Raw genomic sequence first — 17,235 nt, 5'->3', positions numbered from 1 at the left:
CCAGCCGTGCGCAAAACGGGAATGAGGGTGAGCTGGGTGAAGACACTGTAGTAAAGGACAAAGATAATAAAATGGCTATAAAAAAACATTTGGCAGTTACGAGTTTATTAGGGGCAAGCTTTGCAGCCCTAGGCCAAGAATCCTTTATCGTAGAAGATTTAAAAGTAGAAGGGTTGCAGCGTGTTGCACTCGGTGCAGCGCTGACACATATTCCAATTAACGTTGGCGATCAGGTAGACACCTACACTGTGTCAAAAACCATCAAGTCGCTTTACAAGTCTGGTCACTTCGATGATATCGAAGCGTATCGTGATGGTGAACGCATCGTGTTCAAAGTGACCGAGCGACCCACGATCAGCTCTATCGAATTCGATGGCAACAAAGATATTAAAGACGAGCAGCTTAGTGAGAGCTTGAATCAACAAAATATCCGCCAAGGCGAGCCACTCGACAGAACCGTGCTTGATAGTGTTGAGAAGGGGCTAATCGACTTCTTCCACAGTATTGGTAAGTACAACGCCAAAATCGACCTTGAAATCACTCGCCTACCGCGTAACCGGGTTCGCTTAAAGTTAAACTTCGATGAAGGTGATGCCGCTTCAATTCGCCAGATTAATATCGTCGGTAACGAGTTATTCCCTGATGAAGAACTACTGAACCTCGCAGAGTCTAAGCAAGATTTGCCTTGGTACATGTTCATGTCGTCGGATCGCTACCAAAAGCAAACCATTGAAGGGGACTTGGAGAAAATCCGCAGTTATTACCTCGACCGTGGTTACCTGCGCTTTAATATTGACTCAACCCAAGTATCAGTGAGCCCCGAGCGTGAATCAGTCTATGTCACTGCGAACGTCACCGAGGGTGAGCAGTACATGGTTAAAGGCTTTGATTTCATCGGCGACTTGTTAGGCCGTGAAGAGTTAATTAAAAGCGTTATCCCGCTCAAAACAGGTGAGCTGTATAATGGCTCGGTGGTGACGTCTTCAGAAGAATTCATTAAGAGCTTTTTAGCCCGTTTTGGATATGCCAATGCTGAAGTGCGTACCATCCCTGAAATCGACGATGAAAATAAAGAGGTGCAATTAACCTTGTCAGTTGACCCTGGCAAACGTGTTTATGTGCGCCGTATCGATATTTCTGGTAACCAAAACACCGCTGATGAAGTATTGCGCCGCGAAATGACGCAGCTTGAAGGTGCGTGGTTATCAAACCAAAACCTAGAGCGCTCAAAGCTACAAATTCAGCGTCTTCCTTACATGGAAAGTGTTGAATTTGATGTTACCCCGGTGCCTGGTATTGATGATGAAGTCGATGTTGATTTCACCGTAAAAGAGCAGTCAGCAGGTAGCTTCACCGCCGGTCTGGCTTATGGTTCTTATTACGGTCTGCAATTTAACATTGGTGTCAGTGAGTCAAACTTCCTAGGCTCAGGTAACCAGGTGTCGTTTAATATCAACACCTCGCGCGGCTCTGAAAGTGTGAGCTTGTCCTACACCGACCCATATTTCACACCAGATGGGGTATCTCAGGGTTCAAGCATTTTCTATCGTAACTACGATGCCAGTGAGTTCAGCTTGATCGACTATAAGTCAAAGAGTTATGGCCTTGGTACCAACATTGGCTTCCCAATTAATGCCAATAACCGAGTTAATTTCGGTATTCGTTGGATTGAAGAAGAGCTCTCAGACTTAGCCGAATACGAGCAAACTCGAGTGTTGCGTGAGACCTTCTTAGATCCTGAAAATCCGGATGCGGGTTTTGAGTTCACTAAATTTGAGCTCTCAACCGGTTGGTCACGGGTGACCGTGAACCGAGGGTTATTCCCAACAGCGGGTTCACGTCAGTCACTTAACTTGACGGCAACCACGCCGAATTCTGACCTTAACTACTACAAAGTGAACTATAACTCGCGTTTTTATTGGCCTATCAGTAATGACCATCGCTGGGTATTCTCAACCCGTGCAGCGTTAGGCTATGGTAATGGTTATGGCTCTACCAACGGCTTTGACCAAGTATTACCAGTGCAAGAATTCTTCCGAATCACGGAACAAGAGCTTCGTGGATTCGATAGAAACACCATCTTACCGCGCGCAGTGGTAAGAGCACCTCAGAACATTCCTGGCACCACCTTGCCAGATGGCACGCCAGCTGGCAGTATCGGTGGGGCAGAAGAGTTTGACACCTTGCGCCTTGCTGGGCGTATTGGTGGTAACGCCAAGGCCGTGGCTGGTATGGAAATGATTGTGCCAACGCCATTCTTGGACGAGGAAAATACCAGTTCCGTACGTACCAGCTTCTTTGTTGACGCAGCTAACGTATGGGATACTGAGTTTAACGTAGATCGTTATCAAAATTTACAACCTGATGAACGTGCTCGCTTAGATGACTATTCAGATCCGTCACGCTTTAGGGTGTCGACAGGTTTATCCATTCAGTGGATTTCACCTATGGGGCCGATGTTGATTAGTTTTGCGTATCCGTTGAAAGAACAAGAAGATGATGATACCAAGACCATTAGCTTTAACATCAGTAATACTTTCTAATTCTTAAGGAGTTTTTTGTGAAAAAATTATTTAAAAGTACGGCTATGGCGGTACTCGCTGCACTAACAATGGGTACTTCAATGAGCGCTTTGGCGCACAAAGTGGGCATTGTTGATATGCAAACAATCTATGCGCAAGTACCGCAAACCGCAGCCATTGAGAAGACCTTGCAAAGCGAATTTGCTGAGCGTCGTCAGGAACTAGAAAAGCTACAAGGCGACATCCGCTTTGAAACTGAGAAGTTCCAGCGTGAAGGTACGGTGATGAGCGATGAGCAGAAGCAAGAGCTGCGTGCGAAGATCCAAGGTATGCAAAAGCAACTAATGGAGAAAGGTCGCCCGCTTGAGCAAGAGATCAAGCGTCGCCAAAACCAAGAGCTAGGCAAATTGCAGCAAACTATCGTAGCAGCGATTCAAGAAGTAGCCAAAGAAGGCGACTTTGACGAAGTTAAAGTGAAAGATGGCACTATCTACTTCAACCCAAGTGAAGTGACCGACCTATCTGAAGACGTTATCGACGCTGTTAGTAAGAAGTAATAATGACAACAACACTAGCGAACATTGCTCAGCACTTAGGTGCTGAGCTAGTTGGTGACCAGGGCCTGCATATTGACGGTATTCAAACACTGGAAAAAGCAGGCCCTAAACATATCAGTTTCCTCGCCAATAAAAAGTACCGTAGTGCGCTGGGCACCACCCAAGCTGGTGCGGTGATCCTCAGTGCGGATGATGCCGAGCATTATGATGGCAACAAGGTTATCTGTGCCGATCCTTATGTCGCCTATGCCAAGTTAGCACAGCTATTAGACACTACGCCGGCAGCAGCACAGGGTGTGCACCCCAGTGCGGTGATAAGCAGTGAAGCAACAGTCAGTGAGAGCGCCAACATTGGCCCTTTCGTGGTTGTTGAAGCCGGTGCTCACATTGGCGAACATGCTCAAATAGGCAGTCATTGCTTTATAGGTGCTAATGCGCGTATTGGCGCAGGTACTAAGTTATGGAATAACGTCACTGTTTACCACGAAGTGAATATAGGCGCGCAGTGCTTGATTCAAGCAAATACCGTGGTGGGTGCCGATGGTTTTGGTTATGCCAACGAACAAGGGCAATGGGTTAAGATCCCGCAGCTTGGATCTGTTATAATCGGCGACCGTGTTGAGATTGGTGCCAGCACTACCATCGACCGAGGCGCCATTGACGACACCCTTATCCACGACAATGTGATTATCGACAACCAATGCCAGATAGCACATAACGTTGAGATTTGTGAAGGGACCGCTATCGCTGGTTGTACCGTGGTTGCAGGCAGTACTAAAATTGGCCGTTATTGCCAAATTGGTGGCCTAAGCGCCATTACCGGTCACGTGGAAATTTGCGACAAAGTGGTACTAACCGGCATGAATATGGTTACCAGTGGCATCAATGAGCCTGGTATTTATTCATCTGGTGTTCCGCACAGCAAAAACAAAGAGTGGCGCCGCACCATCGCGCACTTACGAAATATTGGTGACATGCACAAGCGTATCAAGTCCATTGAAGCGCAGCTGAAGTCGCAAGAGTAAATTAGTTTTAAGGAAAATAAGTTGGCTAATCAGTTAAATAGCTTTGATATTCAAGAAATATTAAGCCTGCTACCCCATCGTTACCCTATGCTGCTCGTTGATCGTGTTATTGATTACACGCCCGGTGAGCGTTTGCATGCGATTAAGAATGTGACCGTGAATGAACCGATTTTTACCGGCCACTTTCCCGATCAGCCCATATTCCCCGGGGTGATGATTCTCGAGGCCCTAGCCCAAGCAACTGGTTTACTCGGCTTTAAAACCACGGAAAATCGCGGTGACAATGAGCTATACTTGTTTGCAGCTATTGATAATGCACGCTTTAAGCACCCAGTAGGGCCTGGCGATACCATGCATTTGCATGTTGAGTTTTTAAAAGAGCGTCGCAATTTATGGAAGTTTTATGGCGAAGCACGCGTCGACGATAAAGTCGTGTGCAGCGCCGAATTGATGTGTGCTAGAAGAGAGTTTTAATCGTGATTCATCCGACCGCAATTATCGAACCGGGCGCAAAGCTTGCCGACGATGTGCAAGTAGGTCCATACAGCTACATCGGCAATGATGTAGAAATCGGTGCAGGGACAATTATTGAGTCGCATGTGGTAGTTAAAGGGCCATCTACTTTAGGCCAAAACAACCACATCTATCAATTCGCATCGGTTGGCGAGGCCTGCCAAGATAAAAAGTACAAGGATGAACCAACGCAGCTGATTATTGGTGACAACAATGTGATCCGCGAATGTGCCACCATCCACCGTGGTACCATTCAGGACCAGGGGATTACCAAAATCGGTAGCAACAACTTATTTATGGCTTATACCCATGTTGCTCACGATGCCGTGATTGGTGATAACGTTATTTTTGCCAACAATGCCAGTGTGGCGGGGCATGTACACATCGGCAATTGGGTTATTTTGGCTGGCAACTCGGGTGTACATCAGTTTTGCAAAGTAGGCGATCATGCCTTCATCGGTATGTACTCTGGGGTGAACCAAGATGTGCCGCCGTATGTTACCACCATTGGCACGCCGGCACGCCCTGTGGCAATTAATACTGAAGGACTCAAGCGTCGTGGTTTTGAGTCTGATGAGATTATGGCCCTTCGCCGCGCGTACAAAACCTTGTTCCGTAAAGGTTTAAAAGCCGATGAAGCCGTGGCCCAATTAACTGAAGATGCGCAGCAATTTCCAGCCATTCAGCCAATGATTGACCTCGTTCAACAGTCTGAACGCGGTATCATTCGCTAGACTCGATATTTTGAGTGAATAATAAAAAGCGCCTTGAGGGCGCTTTTTTTGTGGCTTAGTTAATCACACTGGTTAGGCGGACATAATCACGGTGCTTTTGCAGTTGCTGATGTGTGCCCGTGGCCCTAACACGGCCCTGCTCGAGCCAAACCACCTGGTCCATACGGTTTAACAGCGTGCTTTCATGGGTCACGGTGATCACGGTACGAGTGTTAAACAGTGCCATTAAGGCGTCAATAACCAGCTCTTGGTTGCGGTTATCCAGTCCGCGTGTGGGCTCGTCGAGTAACAGCACGCGTGGGTCGCGTAATAATTGCTGGGCAATGTGCAAACGTCGTGCTTCGCCTCCAGATAGAGTCCGCCCGCCAGTGCCCACGAGTGTATCGAGCTGATGCTCCGTTGTCGCGACAAAATCCTTCAGCTGGGCTTGAGCAAGCGCCTGCCAAAGTTGCTGCTCGTTGGCATCGTCTTTCGCCAACAGCAAATTGTTCTTAATACTACTACTGAACACATGGCATTGTTGCGACAACATACCCAAGTGCTGGTAAAGCCAATGCGTGTTAAGACTCGAAAGCGGGCGAGAAAAACACTCTAGGCTGCCGGAGCTCGGCTGCAGCTGGGCACTGAGTAATGCCAGCAGGGTAGACTTGCCAGCACCGCTAGCACCAACAATAGCCACTTTTTCGCCTTGCTTAATGGTGAAGCTGATATCCGTTATGCCGTTACTGCTATCGGGGTAGGTGTAATTCAGTGCGTCCAGGGAGTACACCTCTTGGCTAGTGAGCTCGCCTATCTCCTTAGCTTCATTGTGCTTGGGCTGCGCCACCAATTGGCGCAGGCGCTCGCTGCTTGCCAATGTCAGTTCGAGTTTAAGCATGGCATCAGGGAGTGTTAGCACAATTTCAAAGCCCCCGAGTACCAGTAACATCAACATCGCCAGATTGACGTTAACCATAGCGCCACTGGTGACCATGGGGATCATGATGATAAGCACGAAAATAATGGTCAGTTGACTAACAAATAATGACAACCCCTGATGACGCGCATACCAATTTTGTGAGCGTTGTTGCTCTTTAGCTAAAGCGTGTTGGGCATGATCGATGTGCTCCCAGTAGCGCTCACAGGCGCCAGCCAGTTGTAGCTCTTTTAACCCCCGGGTCGCTTCCACCAAGCGCTCATTAAGTTGTGTGTGAGCCGCTTGGGTGTCGGTGCCAATGCTCTTTAAGTTGAGGCTCAGCCACCAGGGTAACAGTACGCCGCACAGCAGCAGTGCACTGACGCTGACCACCATCAACATTATGCTATACAGGCTTAATACCCAAGCGAACAAAGGTAGCGCAACAAGGGCAAGTAAAATCGGTAGCAGCACACCAATGTAAAACTCATCAAGGCGCTCAACATCGTCTTGCAATTGCGATAGCTGTTGGCCAATACTGGTGAATTGTTGCAAGGGCACTTTGGTGAGTGCTGCAAACACGCTCACTCGCAAGGTTTTGAGCACCAAAAATGTGGTGTTGTGATTGACCAAGCGTTGACCGTAACCACTGGCGGTGCGCACCACCGCCAAAAAACGAATAATGCCCGCTGGGGTAAAATAGTTCATGGTGATCCCTTGCAGCCCGGCACTGGCCATAGCTGCAAGAAACCAACCGGAGATCGCCAGCAAAGTAACATTCGCTATTAAGGCGCACAGCGCCAGTGCCAAGCCAATGACTGCCCACTTTAGGTGGGGGCGTAATAACGATAACAAAAACTGCCAATTAGCCATGTTCGACCGCCGCTCCTTGGAGTAAGTGGTTGAGTGCTGAGTGGGGTTGCTGTATCAACTGTGAGTAATTACCTTGCTCAGCGATACGGCCATGCTCCATGACCACCACCTGTTGTGCATCGCTGATGGTATGCAAACGATGGGCAATAACGATAATTAAGCAGTGTTTGCTGAGCTGCTCTAAACACCGCTGCACATGCGCCTCACTGTGCTTATCAAGGGCCGCTGTGGGCTCATCTAAAAACAGCACTTCGGGTTTGCCTAACAGTGCACGGGCCAAAGCTAGGCGCTGTATTTGCCCTCCGGATAACCCTTTACCGAGCTCGCCTATGGGCGTGTCGTAGCCTTGCGCGAGGGTCATAATGTAATCATCCAGGGCAACGTCTTTACAGACCGCGCGAATGACACCCAGTGGTGCGTCTGGTTGCGCCAAGGCGACATTTTCGGCGATGCTGCCACTAAAGAGTGTCGGCGATTGGGCAACCCAAGCGATGCGCTGTTGATATTGCTGGATGTTTAAAGTGCTTAAGGCGTGGTCGTTTATTTTAATGGCTCCGGCGACACTGGGTTTTAGGCCCATCAAGCAATCCAGTAATGTGGACTTGCCGCTGCCGCTTGCGCCGACAATGGCATGCATGCCGGGGCCGCAGAACTTAAGCGATAGCTGCTGTAAGGTGTCGTGCTGGGCGTCGTCAAAGCGCCAGCACAGGTTCTCGGTGCTTACTGTATGGATAGGGGTATGGTCCGCTAACTGCTCACCTTTAATAGTGTCGGTGTCTGCTTTTTGTAGCAGCGACAGCATTGAGCTGGCACTGGCTAAGCCTTTGAGCTTGGCATGGTAGTGCTGACCTAACTGGCGCAGCGGCAGATAAAACTCCGGCGCCAACAACAGCACCACAAAACCGGTGGCAAAATCTAACGAGCCAAAGTAAAGGCGAAAGCCAATAATCACAGCCACTAAGGCGATACTGATGGTCGCCAAAAATTCCAGTGCTAAGGTGGATATAAAGGCAATACGCAGTACCGAGAGGGTGGTGATGCGAAATTTATCGGCCATCAGCGCGACATTTTCAATTTGCTGGCGCTCGTTATTGAATAGCTTCAGCTGCACTAAGCCTTGTAGGCGGTCCATAAAATAATGACCAAGACGCTGGAGCTGCTGCCAGTTTTGCTCATTGAGCGCCTCGGCCTTATAACCGATTAAAATCATGAAAAAAGGAATGAGTGGCGCCGTAACAAGAAAGATTAACCCAGATTGCCAGTCGATAGGAAAGACTACGGCGATAATAGCGAGAGGAATAAAGCCCGCGTAAGCGACAGCAGGAATGTATTTGGCGAAGTAATCGTGCAGTGATTCCACGCCTTGGTTAAGGATATTGACCAACTGCGCTGGGCTGTGTTCAAGCTGACCTTGGCGCTGTTTTGCGACCATGGCTTGCCAAAGTGTATGGCGCATTTGCTGTTTTAGAGCAATGGCGCAGCGCTCACTGACATAGCGACTAACGCCACTGCACAGCGCTCGCAGTACCACTATGCCAGCCAGTATGGCTAACTGGGTGTGCTGTTGCGCTAAGTGCTCATCTGCAAACATCACTGCATGGCAAATGTGTGCTAATAAATAACAGCTCACTATCATCAGTAAGGCATTGACGATACCTAAGGAAATGCTTATCAGCATCGCGCCATTTTGTGAACGTGAAAAGTTTTTTAAAAAAACGCGCAGCTGGTTTTGCTGCGCGCGGTTGGGGCGGGGGGTCATGTATTAATCATGCTCCTTGTGATCGTCGGCCACACAATCATTGTGCTGGCCCATTTCATACCACATGACGTTGATCACGCCGAAGGCAACAGCGAATAATACTCCTAAAATCCACGTAAAATACCACATAATGCCTCCTTAATAGCTGCCATGGGTGTTGTTTTCAATCTCTTCACTGCTTACTCGGCGCCACATCTTCACATAACACCAAGTGGTGTAAGACAGTACTATGGGGAGCAGTATAGCGACCACAATAAACATGATATTCAAAGTCATGTGGCTGGAAACGGCGTCCCAAATGGTTAAGCTCATATTGGCGTCATGGCTGGAAGGCATAATGAACGGGAACAGTGATGCGCCAAAGGTCATAATAATGCCTAACAACATGATGCTCGAACAGATGAAGCCAAAACCAGGTCTACTCTTAAGTGAGCACAACAAGGCCAACAGACCTCCGGCAAACGCCAAGATTGGGAACGCCAAGGTCCAACTACGTTCGCTGTAATTGTTCAACCATAGACCGGTCGCAGTGGTCACTGTTTTTGCTAATGGGTCGGCATGGGCATTGGTATCGGCCATAGTGACAATCTGCATGCCGTCGATTTGCGTCAGCCACGCACCGGCCAAGGCAAAGCCAGCGAGGGCGACAACCAGCGCGATGCGACCGAAACGGGCGCTACGTGAAGCTACGGGCTCAGCGGTGCGCATTTGTAACCATACGCCACCGTGGCCAACCAGCATCGCTACACTGATCACACCGCATAGCAGTGCAAAAGGATTCAACAGCCCAAAGAAGGAGCCGTGATAGCTCACACGCATGAGATTATCGATATGAATAGGTACCCCTTGCAACAAGTTACCAAAGGCCACCCCGAAAATCAGTGCTGGAATGAAACTGCCGCAGAAAAGCGCCCAATCCCAGCGGTTACGCCATGTGGGGTTATCCAGTTTAGAGCGATAGTCAAAGGCCAAGGGGCGGAAAAACAGCGCAAACAACACCAGCATCATGGCAAAGTAGAAGCCTGAAAAGGCAGCGGCATACACCATTGGCCAAGCGGCAAAGAGTGCACCGCCTGCGGTAATAAGCCAGACTTGATTACCGTCCCAGTGTGCACCTACGGTGTTAATCACTACTCGGCGCTCGACATCCTGTTTGGCAACGAAAGGTAACAAGGTAGCAGCGCCCATATCCATGCCGTCAGTAATGGCAAAGCCAATGAGCAATGCGCCAATAAGCACCCACCAGATAAGTTTTAGCGTTTCATAATCAAATATCATGATTTGCTCTCCTGTAGTTGCTGTTGACGCTCGAAGTAATACTTACCTGTATGCAGTGAGCTTGGCCCCTGCTTAATAAAGTGCAACATTAACCAGATTTCGATAATGGCCAATATGGTGTAAAAGGTAATAAAGCCAATTAAGGAGATAAGCACATCATTAAAGGTCAGACTTGAGGTGGCCATAAAGGTCGGTAATACCTCGGAAATAGCCCAAGGCTGGCGGCCATACTCAGCCACAAACCACCCTGTTTCAATGGCAATCCAGGGCAGTGGTATCGCAAATAACGCCGCTTTGAGTAGCCAACGTTTTTGCTCGATTTGGCGTTTAGCATTGTAATAAAACGCGGCGGCAAAGATCAGCAGCATCACCATGCCACAGGCAACCATAATACGAAATGCCCAAAACAGTGGCCCAACTTGTGGGATAGAGTCTTGCACCGCTTTTTGGATTTGCGCTTCATCGGCGTTATACACGTCATCCAAATAACGCTTTAATAGTAAGCCGTAGCCTAAATCGTCTTTGTACTGATTGAATTGACGAATATTTTCTGGTGTTTCCTCGCCATTACGCAGCTTTTCCAAGTAGCGATAAGCCACCATACCACTGCGGATACGTTGTTCATGGTTTTGTTGCAACTCTTTAATGCCGGTGACTTCCTCATCCAGCGAGCGGGTAGCAATAATGCCCATAACATAGGGGATTTTCACCGCCGCATGGGTTTGTTGTGTTTCAGAGTCTGGAAAACCAAATAACGTGAAAGCGGCTGGGGCAGGCTCGGTTTCCCACTCCGCTTCAATCGCCGCGAGTTTCACTTTTTGCACCTCGCCGACCTCGTAGCCGGACTCATCACCGAGCAGAATAACGCACAATACCGAGGCTAAGCCAAAACTACAGGCAACCGAAAACGAGCGTTTAGCAAAAGCAACATCACGGCCGCGAAGAATATAAAAGGCACTGATCCCAAGCACAAACATAGAGGCGGCAACATAGCCGGCAGAGACGGTATGAATAAACTTAACCTGTGCCACCGGGTTAAACACCAATTCGGCAAAGCTTTGCATTTCCATACGCATGGTCAGGTAGTTAAACTCTGAACCCACAGGGTTTTGCATCCAGCCATTGGCGACTAAAATCCATAGTGCGGAGAGGTTGGTGCCCACCGCCATAAAGAAGGTCACCCCCAAGTGCTGCACTTTACTGAGCCGATCCCAGCCTAGAAAGAACATGCCGACCAAGGTGGACTCTAAGAAAAATGCCATTAGCCCTTCAATGGCAAGGGGCGCACCGAAGATATCACCAACGTAATGAGAATAATAAGACCAGTTGGTACCAAACTCGAACTCCATAGTCAGTCCGGTGGCCACCCCTAAGGCGAAGTTGATACCAAATAACTTCCCCCAGAATTTCGTCATATCACGGTAAATTTCGCGTCCTGTCATTACATAGACAGACTCCATTATCACCAAAATCCATGTCATCCCTAGCGTGAGCGGCACGAACAAAAAGTGATAGAAGGCAGTGATTGCAAATTGTAGACGGGAGATGTCTACAAAGGATTCATCTATCATGGAACACCCCTTAATGTAAGCTTGTTTAAAGTTTCAGTAATTACTGAAACTTTCGTTAGTATCCAGACTACTGCTTACGAAGTCAACACAATATTAGCAACATCTAATTTAAAAGAAAGGCACACTGGAAAAATATCAACCAGCTCATCAAGCTAGGCCGTAGAAGGATTGTGCATTTAATAGCAACGAGGTTTTAAGCGCATCGCAAACAGGGTAGACTAGGCGGTTAATAACAACAGCCCAAAGTGGAATCTGTCCCCAATATGAGCGCCACTCAACCTCTTCGCATCGGCATCGTTGCCGGTGAAATGTCCGGTGACATTCTTGGTGAAGGCCTAATAAAAGCCATTAAACAACGCCACCCTGATGCCCAGTTCGTCGGTATTGGCGGTCCCCGTATGAACGCCCTCGGGTGTGAAAGCTTGTTTGATATGGAAGAGCTCTCGGTAATGGGACTCGTTGAGGTGCTCTCGCGCTTGCCTAGGCTGTTAAAGATTCGCAAAGGATTGGTGCAGCACTTTATCGACAATCCCCCTGATGTATTTATTGGTATTGATGCGCCCGATTTTAATTTGCGCGTTGAGCTGCCGTTGAAGCAAGCGGGGATCACCACTGTGCATTATGTCAGTCCTTCGGTGTGGGCGTGGCGACAAAAGCGTATTCATAACATCGCCAAAGCCACCAATTTAGTGCTGTCGCTGCTGCCTTTTGAGAAGGCCTTTTATGACAAGCACCAAGTGCCATGCACCTTTGTCGGCCATACCTTGGCCGATGATATCGCTGTAGAGCAAAGCAACCAGCATGCGCGGGCGCAACTGGGGCTCAGTAGCGACGATAAAGTGTTGGCGCTGTTACCGGGGAGTCGTGGCTCGGAAGTGGGGCTACTGACACCCACCTATGCGCAAACGGCCGAGCGTCTGCAGCAAGCCAATCCAGACTTAAAAGTTGTGGTGCCCTTGGTGAACGAAGCGCGCAAAGCGCAGTTCTTAGCGTTGCAACAACAACATGCACCGAAGTTAAACGCGCTATTACTTGATGGTCAATCGAGCTTAGCGATGCAAGCCAGTGACGCCATTTTACTGGCGTCGGGAACCGCCTCACTAGAGGGAATGTTATATAAGAAACCTATGGTGGTGGGTTACAAGCTCAAAGCCATGACCTATTGGATGGTGCAGCATGTGTTTACCTTCACCATCAAATACTTCTCGTTGCCTAATTTGTTGGCTGACGAGGAGCTGGTTCCCGAGTTTTTACAGCACCAGTGTAATGTCGATAACTTATGCGCCGCGCTTGAGCCTAAGTTATACGGGGATAATCAAGCCTTGATTGCGCGTTTTACGCAAATCCATAAAGACATTCGCTGCGATGCCAGTGCTCAAGCAGCCAAAGCCGTATTGGAGCTTATTGATGCAAATTAATCGTCCCGATGTTCAGTATATTGCCGGTGTAGATGAAGTGGGGCGTGGCCCGTTGGTGGGAGATGTGGTGACCGCAGCGGTGATCCTTGACCCCAATAAACCGATAGCCGGACTGAGTGATTCAAAAAAGCTGAGCGATAAAAAGCGCACCGCCTTAAGTGCTGAGATAAAAGAAAAGGCATTGAGTTACTGTATCGCCCGTGCCAGTGTCAGCGAGATAGATGAGCTCAATATCTTGCACGCCACCATGCTGGCCATGTCGCGAGCTGTGGCGGGGCTCGATATTACTCCTGACTTTGTCTTTGTTGATGGTAATCGCCTACCGCAACTCGATGTGGCTGCACAAGCCGTGGTCAAAGGCGACGCGCTGGTGGCTGAAATCAGCGCCGCTTCGATTTTAGCTAAGGTGGCGCGGGATGAGGAAATGATAGCCTTGGATGCGCAATTCCCCGAATATGGCTTTGCGGGCCATAAAGGCTACCCAACTAAAGCTCATTTTGCGGCATTGGCCGAACATGGAGCCACCGAGTTTCACCGCAAGAGCTTTAAACCGGTGCAGCGTGTACTCGCCGAGCGGGGGCAATAATGGCCGCACCTGAATTTGTCCATCTGCGCGTTCACAGCGACTTTTCCATGGTTGATGGCTTGGCTAAGACCAAACCTATTGTCAGTGCGGCGCAAGCACAGCAGCTCAGCGCCTTAGCCATTACCGATCAAATGAACTTGTGCGGTCTGGTGCGTTTTTATGGTGCCGCCCATGGCGCTGGGATAAAACCCATTGTCGGCGCCGATATTTGGCTCAATAGCCCGGAGTTTCCCGATGAGCCTTGTCGTTTGGTGGTATTGGCTAAGAATAACGAAGGCTATAACAACCTCACCTTACTGATTTCTAAAGCCTATTTGCGTGGTCATGTGATGCACCGCGCTATGGTTGACCGGCAGTGGTTGGCGGAGCACAGTGAGGGGCTAATTTTACTCAGTGGCGGCAAAGACGGTGACTTGGGCAAGGCGCTGCTTAAGGGCAATGCTGGAGTGATTGAAGAGATCAGCCAATTTTACCGCCAACATTTTGCCGGCAATTTCTACCTTGAATTAATGCGCACCGGGCGCGCTGATGAAGAAAGCTACTTACATTTGGCCGTTGAGCACGCGACAGCCCATCAACTGCCTGTGGTAGCAACCAATGAAGTGGTGTTTCTTGAGCAGCAAGATTTCGAGCCCCATGAAATTCGTGTCGCCATCCATGACGGCTACACCTTAGAGGATAAGCGCCGACCGAAGCGCTTCTCCAGCGAACAGTATTTAAAAACCCCGGCGCAAATGGCCGAGCTATTCAGTGATATTCCTGAGGCGCTCGCCAATACCGTTGAAATCGCCAAGCGTTGTAACGTGACCGTGCAGCTAGGCACTTACTTTTTGCCAGATTATCCCACCGGTTCGCTGAAAATAGACGACTTCTTGGTTAAAGTCTCTCGTGAAGGTTTAGAAGAGCGGTTGCAATTCCTGTTTCCCGATGAGCAGGTACGTGCTGAGCGTCGCGGCGAATATGATGAGCGTCTGCAAATAGAGCTCGATGTTATTAACCAAATGGGTTTCCCCGGTTACTTCTTAATCGTTATGGAATTCATCCAGTGGTCCAAGGATAACAATATCCCGGTGGGCCCAGGACGTGGCTCTGGTGCCGGTTCACTGGTGGCGTATGCCCTGAAAATTACCGACTTAGACCCACTGCAATTCGATTTGCTATTCGAGCGCTTTTTGAACCCCGAGCGGGTCTCAATGCCGGATTTCGATGTCGACTTTTGTATGGACCGACGGGATGAGGTGATTGATCACGTTTCCAAATTATATGGTCGTGATGCAGTATCACAGATCATTACCTTTGGTACTATGGCCGCAAAGGCGGTGATCCGCGATGTGGGGCGGGTATTGGGCCATCCCTACGGGTTTGTTGACCGTATTTCCAAATTGGTGCCCGGCGACCCGGGTATGACCTTGGAAAAAGCCTTTGAGGTGGAGCCGCGACTGCCAGAGGCCTACAACGGCGATGAGGAAGTGCGCGATCTCATTGATATGTGCCGTATTCTTGAAGGCTGTACGCGAAACGCCGGTAAACACGCTGGGGGGGTGGTGATATCGCCGACCACCATCACTGATTTTGCGGCGCTGTATTGTGATGAGGAAGGCAAGTTCCCGGTCACGCAATTCGATAAAAATGACGTGGAAACCGCCGGCTTAGTGAAGTTTGACTTCCTCGGTCTGCGTACCTTGACTATCTTGCAGTGGGCACTGGATATGACCAACGAGCGCCTAGCCCGTGAAGGCAAGGAGTCGGTGGACATCAATGCCATTCCCCTTAATGACCGCGCCAGTATCGACCTGCTGTTACGGGCCGAAACCACAGCGGTCTTCCAGCTCGAATCGCGCGGGATGAAGGACCTTATCCGCCGCCTGAAGCCGGACTGCTTTGAGGATATGATAGCCCTGGTGGCCTTATTCCGACCCGGTCCATTGCAATCGGGCATGGTTGATAACTTTATCGACCGTAAGCACGGACGCGAAGAAATCTCCTACCCAGATTCGCAGTATCAGCATGACAGCTTGAAACCGATTTTGGAGCCCACTTATGGGGTTATCCTTTATCAGGAGCAGGTTATGCAGATTGCTCAGGTACTCGCCGGCTACTCACTCGGTGGCGCAGATTTGCTACGTCGAGCCATGGGTAAGAAAAAGCCAGAAGAGATGGCAAAGCAGCGTTCAACCTTTGCCGAAGGGGCGCAAAGTCAGGGAATTGACAGCGAACTGGCGATGAAAATTTTTGACTTGGTGGAAAAATTCGCTGGGTACGGATTTAACAAATCGCACTCTGCTGCCTACGCCTTGGTGTCTTACCAAACCCTGTGGATGAAAACCCATTACCCCGCTGAATTTATGGCGGCGGTGATGTCAGCAGATATGGATAACACCGATAAAATCGTGACCTTGGTTGATGAGTGCGAGAATATGAAGCTCGCCTTGTTGCCACCGGATGTTAATACCGGTCTCTACAAGTTTACGGTGAATCGCCAAGGTGAGATTGTTTACGGCATCGGCGCCATCAAAGGCGTGGGTGAAGGACCGGTTGAAGCCATCCTCAGTGCTCGCGAGCAGGATGGTCCGTTTAAAGATCTCTTTGATTTTTGTGCACGGGTGGATTTAAAACGCCTGAATAAACGGGTGATTGAAAAGCTCATTATGTCGGGAGCCATGGATAAACTTGGCCCAGACCAAGTACAAGGTGGACGTGCTATTTTAATGGCCTCACTGCCCGAAGCGATTAAATCCGCTGAGCAGCACAACAAGGCCGAGCAATTAGGCCAAGGCGATATGTTTGGGCTGTTGGCTACCGAACCTGAGGAAGTCAAACAAGCCTTTAAGCGGGTGCCATATTTTACCGATAACCAATGGTTGGATGGCGAGCGCGAAACGCTCGGGCTGTTTTTAACTGGCCATCCCATTAACCAATATCGCGGTGAGCTTAAACATTACACCAGCGGCAAGTTGGTGGATTTAGTGCCCACAGAGCGTGATGTACAAACCACAGCGGCCGGGCTGGTGATAAATGCACGCACTTTGGTTAATAAAAAGAATAAACGTTGGGGATTGCTGACCTTAGATGACAAGAGTGCGCGAATTGATGTACGCTTATTCCCAGAACAGTTCGAAACTTTCCAAGAATTGCTACAAATCAACAATATCTTGGTTATAACCGGACAGGTCAGCTTTGATAACTTCTCTGGCGGCATTACAATGACCGCCAGAGACGTCTGTACACTCGCTGAGGCCCGTGAAAAGCGCATTAAAGCGATGAAAATGACGGTAGATATGGCGCAAATTGATGCTAACTTCTTCGAAAAGTTAGAGAAAGTGCTGGAACCATATAAGTTCGGTACGTGTCCGATAAAAGTCGTTTATCGCCGGCCGGACGCCTTAGCCGAGCTAGAACTAGGAACACAATGGTGTGTGACGCCAGCGGATGATTTGATTCATAAGTTATCCTTACTGACGGCGCAAGATATCGAATTAGAATTTAATTAAGTGGGTTAATTAG

The 17,235-nt window shown here is 49.1% G+C and carries 13 protein-coding genes; 8 read left to right on the top strand and 5 right to left on the bottom strand.

All coding sequences use genetic code 11. The features are described from left to right. Nucleotides 1-71: 71 nt before the first annotated feature. Genes bamA through lpxA form a run of 5 tightly spaced genes read left to right on the top strand, consistent with a single transcriptional unit; the run spans nt 72 to nt 5,351 of the window. Nucleotides 72-2,543, top strand: a complete 2,472-nt coding sequence (bamA, locus tag MHM95_RS03055) for an outer membrane protein assembly factor BamA (protein WP_022946762.1) — start codon at nt 72-74, stop codon at nt 2,541-2,543. Nucleotides 2,544-2,560: 17 nt separating this feature from the next. After that, nucleotides 2,561-3,079, top strand: coding sequence for an OmpH family outer membrane protein (locus MHM95_RS03050; protein WP_022946763.1), 519 nt, complete (start codon nt 2,561-2,563; stop codon nt 3,077-3,079). After that, nucleotides 3,079-4,104 carry a UDP-3-O-(3-hydroxymyristoyl)glucosamine N-acyltransferase gene (gene lpxD, locus MHM95_RS03045; RefSeq protein ID WP_239384282.1) on the top strand — a complete coding sequence of 342 codons (1,026 nt, stop codon included), beginning with the start codon at nt 3,079-3,081 and terminating at the stop codon, nt 4,102-4,104. The genes MHM95_RS03050 and lpxD overlap by 1 nt, the downstream gene beginning before the upstream one ends. 21 nt (nt 4,105-4,125) lie before the next feature. Then, the gene (fabZ, locus tag MHM95_RS03040; RefSeq protein ID WP_022946765.1) at nt 4,126-4,578 is read left to right on the top strand and encodes a 3-hydroxyacyl-ACP dehydratase FabZ; all 453 of its coding nucleotides are present in this window, start codon (nt 4,126-4,128) and stop codon (nt 4,576-4,578) included. Nucleotides 4,579-4,580: 2 nt separating this feature from the next. After that, nucleotides 4,581-5,351 carry an acyl-ACP--UDP-N-acetylglucosamine O-acyltransferase gene (gene lpxA, locus MHM95_RS03035; protein WP_022946766.1) on the top strand — a complete coding sequence of 257 codons (771 nt, stop codon included), beginning with the start codon at nt 4,581-4,583 and terminating at the stop codon, nt 5,349-5,351. A 55-nt stretch (nt 5,352-5,406) separates the two neighbouring features. Here the strand turns inward: lpxA and cydC are convergent, their stop codons facing one another. Genes cydC through MHM95_RS03010 form a run of 5 tightly spaced genes read right to left on the bottom strand, consistent with a single transcriptional unit; the run spans nt 5,407 to nt 11,727 of the window. Next, on the bottom strand, nt 5,407-7,119 hold the full coding sequence (gene cydC / locus MHM95_RS03030) for a thiol reductant ABC exporter subunit CydC (protein WP_239384181.1): 1,713 nt from the start codon (nt 7,117-7,119) through the stop codon (nt 5,407-5,409). Then, nucleotides 7,112-8,878 (bottom strand): thiol reductant ABC exporter subunit CydD, encoded by a 1,767-nt coding sequence (cydD, locus tag MHM95_RS03025; RefSeq protein ID WP_239384180.1) that lies wholly within the window; start codon nt 8,876-8,878, stop codon nt 7,112-7,114. Before cydD ends, cydC begins: the two co-directional genes overlap by 8 nt. A gap of 3 nt (nt 8,879-8,881) precedes the next feature. Continuing rightward, a complete protein-coding gene (cydX, locus tag MHM95_RS03020; RefSeq protein WP_022946769.1) occupies nt 8,882-9,007 on the bottom strand; it encodes a cytochrome bd-I oxidase subunit CydX in 126 nt (41 codons plus the stop codon). Nucleotides 9,008-9,016: 9 nt separating this feature from the next. Continuing rightward, the gene (gene cydB / locus MHM95_RS03015) at nt 9,017-10,156 is read right to left on the bottom strand and encodes a cytochrome d ubiquinol oxidase subunit II (protein WP_053910954.1); all 1,140 of its coding nucleotides are present in this window, start codon (nt 10,154-10,156) and stop codon (nt 9,017-9,019) included. Further along, on the bottom strand, nt 10,153-11,727 hold the full coding sequence (locus MHM95_RS03010) for a cytochrome ubiquinol oxidase subunit I (RefSeq protein ID WP_022946771.1): 1,575 nt from the start codon (nt 11,725-11,727) through the stop codon (nt 10,153-10,155). The genes cydB and MHM95_RS03010 overlap by 4 nt, the downstream gene beginning before the upstream one ends. 263 nt (nt 11,728-11,990) lie before the next feature. Here MHM95_RS03010 and lpxB point away from each other — a divergent pair, with 263 nt between their 5' ends. The 3 genes from lpxB to dnaE are packed head-to-tail and all read left to right on the top strand — an operon-like array spanning nt 11,991 to nt 17,222. Then, the gene (gene lpxB / locus MHM95_RS03005; protein WP_022946772.1) at nt 11,991-13,145 is read left to right on the top strand and encodes a lipid-A-disaccharide synthase; all 1,155 of its coding nucleotides are present in this window, start codon (nt 11,991-11,993) and stop codon (nt 13,143-13,145) included. Then, the gene (gene rnhB / locus MHM95_RS03000) at nt 13,135-13,731 is read left to right on the top strand and encodes a ribonuclease HII (RefSeq protein ID WP_138588302.1); all 597 of its coding nucleotides are present in this window, start codon (nt 13,135-13,137) and stop codon (nt 13,729-13,731) included. Before lpxB ends, rnhB begins: the two co-directional genes overlap by 11 nt. Then, on the top strand, nt 13,731-17,222 hold the full coding sequence (gene dnaE / locus MHM95_RS02995) for a DNA polymerase III subunit alpha (protein ID WP_239384179.1): 3,492 nt from the start codon (nt 13,731-13,733) through the stop codon (nt 17,220-17,222). The genes rnhB and dnaE overlap by 1 nt, the downstream gene beginning before the upstream one ends. The last annotated feature ends 13 nt before the right edge of the window (nt 17,223-17,235 follow it).

This window comes from Pseudoalteromonas sp. CnMc7-15 (assembly GCF_022347925.1).
In the GTDB taxonomy this organism is placed as follows: domain Bacteria; phylum Pseudomonadota; class Gammaproteobacteria; order Enterobacterales; family Alteromonadaceae; genus Pseudoalteromonas; species Pseudoalteromonas ruthenica.
The sequence above is the reverse complement of the archived record's forward strand: the minus strand, read 5'-3'. Positions and strand labels throughout refer to the sequence as shown.

Bases quoted from the DNA above. Each gene is read 5' to 3' on its own strand.
- cydD (WP_239384180.1), bottom strand. From the start codon at position 8,878: ATGACCCCCCGCCCCAACCGCGCGCAGCAAAACCAGCTGCGCGTTTTT.
- cydX (WP_022946769.1), bottom strand. From the start codon at position 9,007: ATGTGGTATTTTACGTGGATTTTAGGAGTATTATTCGCTGTTGCCTTC.
- rnhB (WP_138588302.1), top strand. From the start codon at position 13,135: ATGCAAATTAATCGTCCCGATGTTCAGTATATTGCCGGTGTAGATGAA.
- bamA (WP_022946762.1), top strand. From the start codon at position 72: ATGGCTATAAAAAAACATTTGGCAGTTACGAGTTTATTAGGGGCAAGC.
- cydC (WP_239384181.1), bottom strand. From the start codon at position 7,119: ATGGCTAATTGGCAGTTTTTGTTATCGTTATTACGCCCCCACCTAAAG.
- MHM95_RS03010 (WP_022946771.1), bottom strand. From the start codon at position 11,727: ATGATAGATGAATCCTTTGTAGACATCTCCCGTCTACAATTTGCAATC.
- cydB (WP_053910954.1), bottom strand. From the start codon at position 10,156: ATGATATTTGATTATGAAACGCTAAAACTTATCTGGTGGGTGCTTATT.
- dnaE (WP_239384179.1), top strand. From the start codon at position 13,731: ATGGCCGCACCTGAATTTGTCCATCTGCGCGTTCACAGCGACTTTTCC.
- lpxB (WP_022946772.1), top strand. From the start codon at position 11,991: ATGAGCGCCACTCAACCTCTTCGCATCGGCATCGTTGCCGGTGAAATG.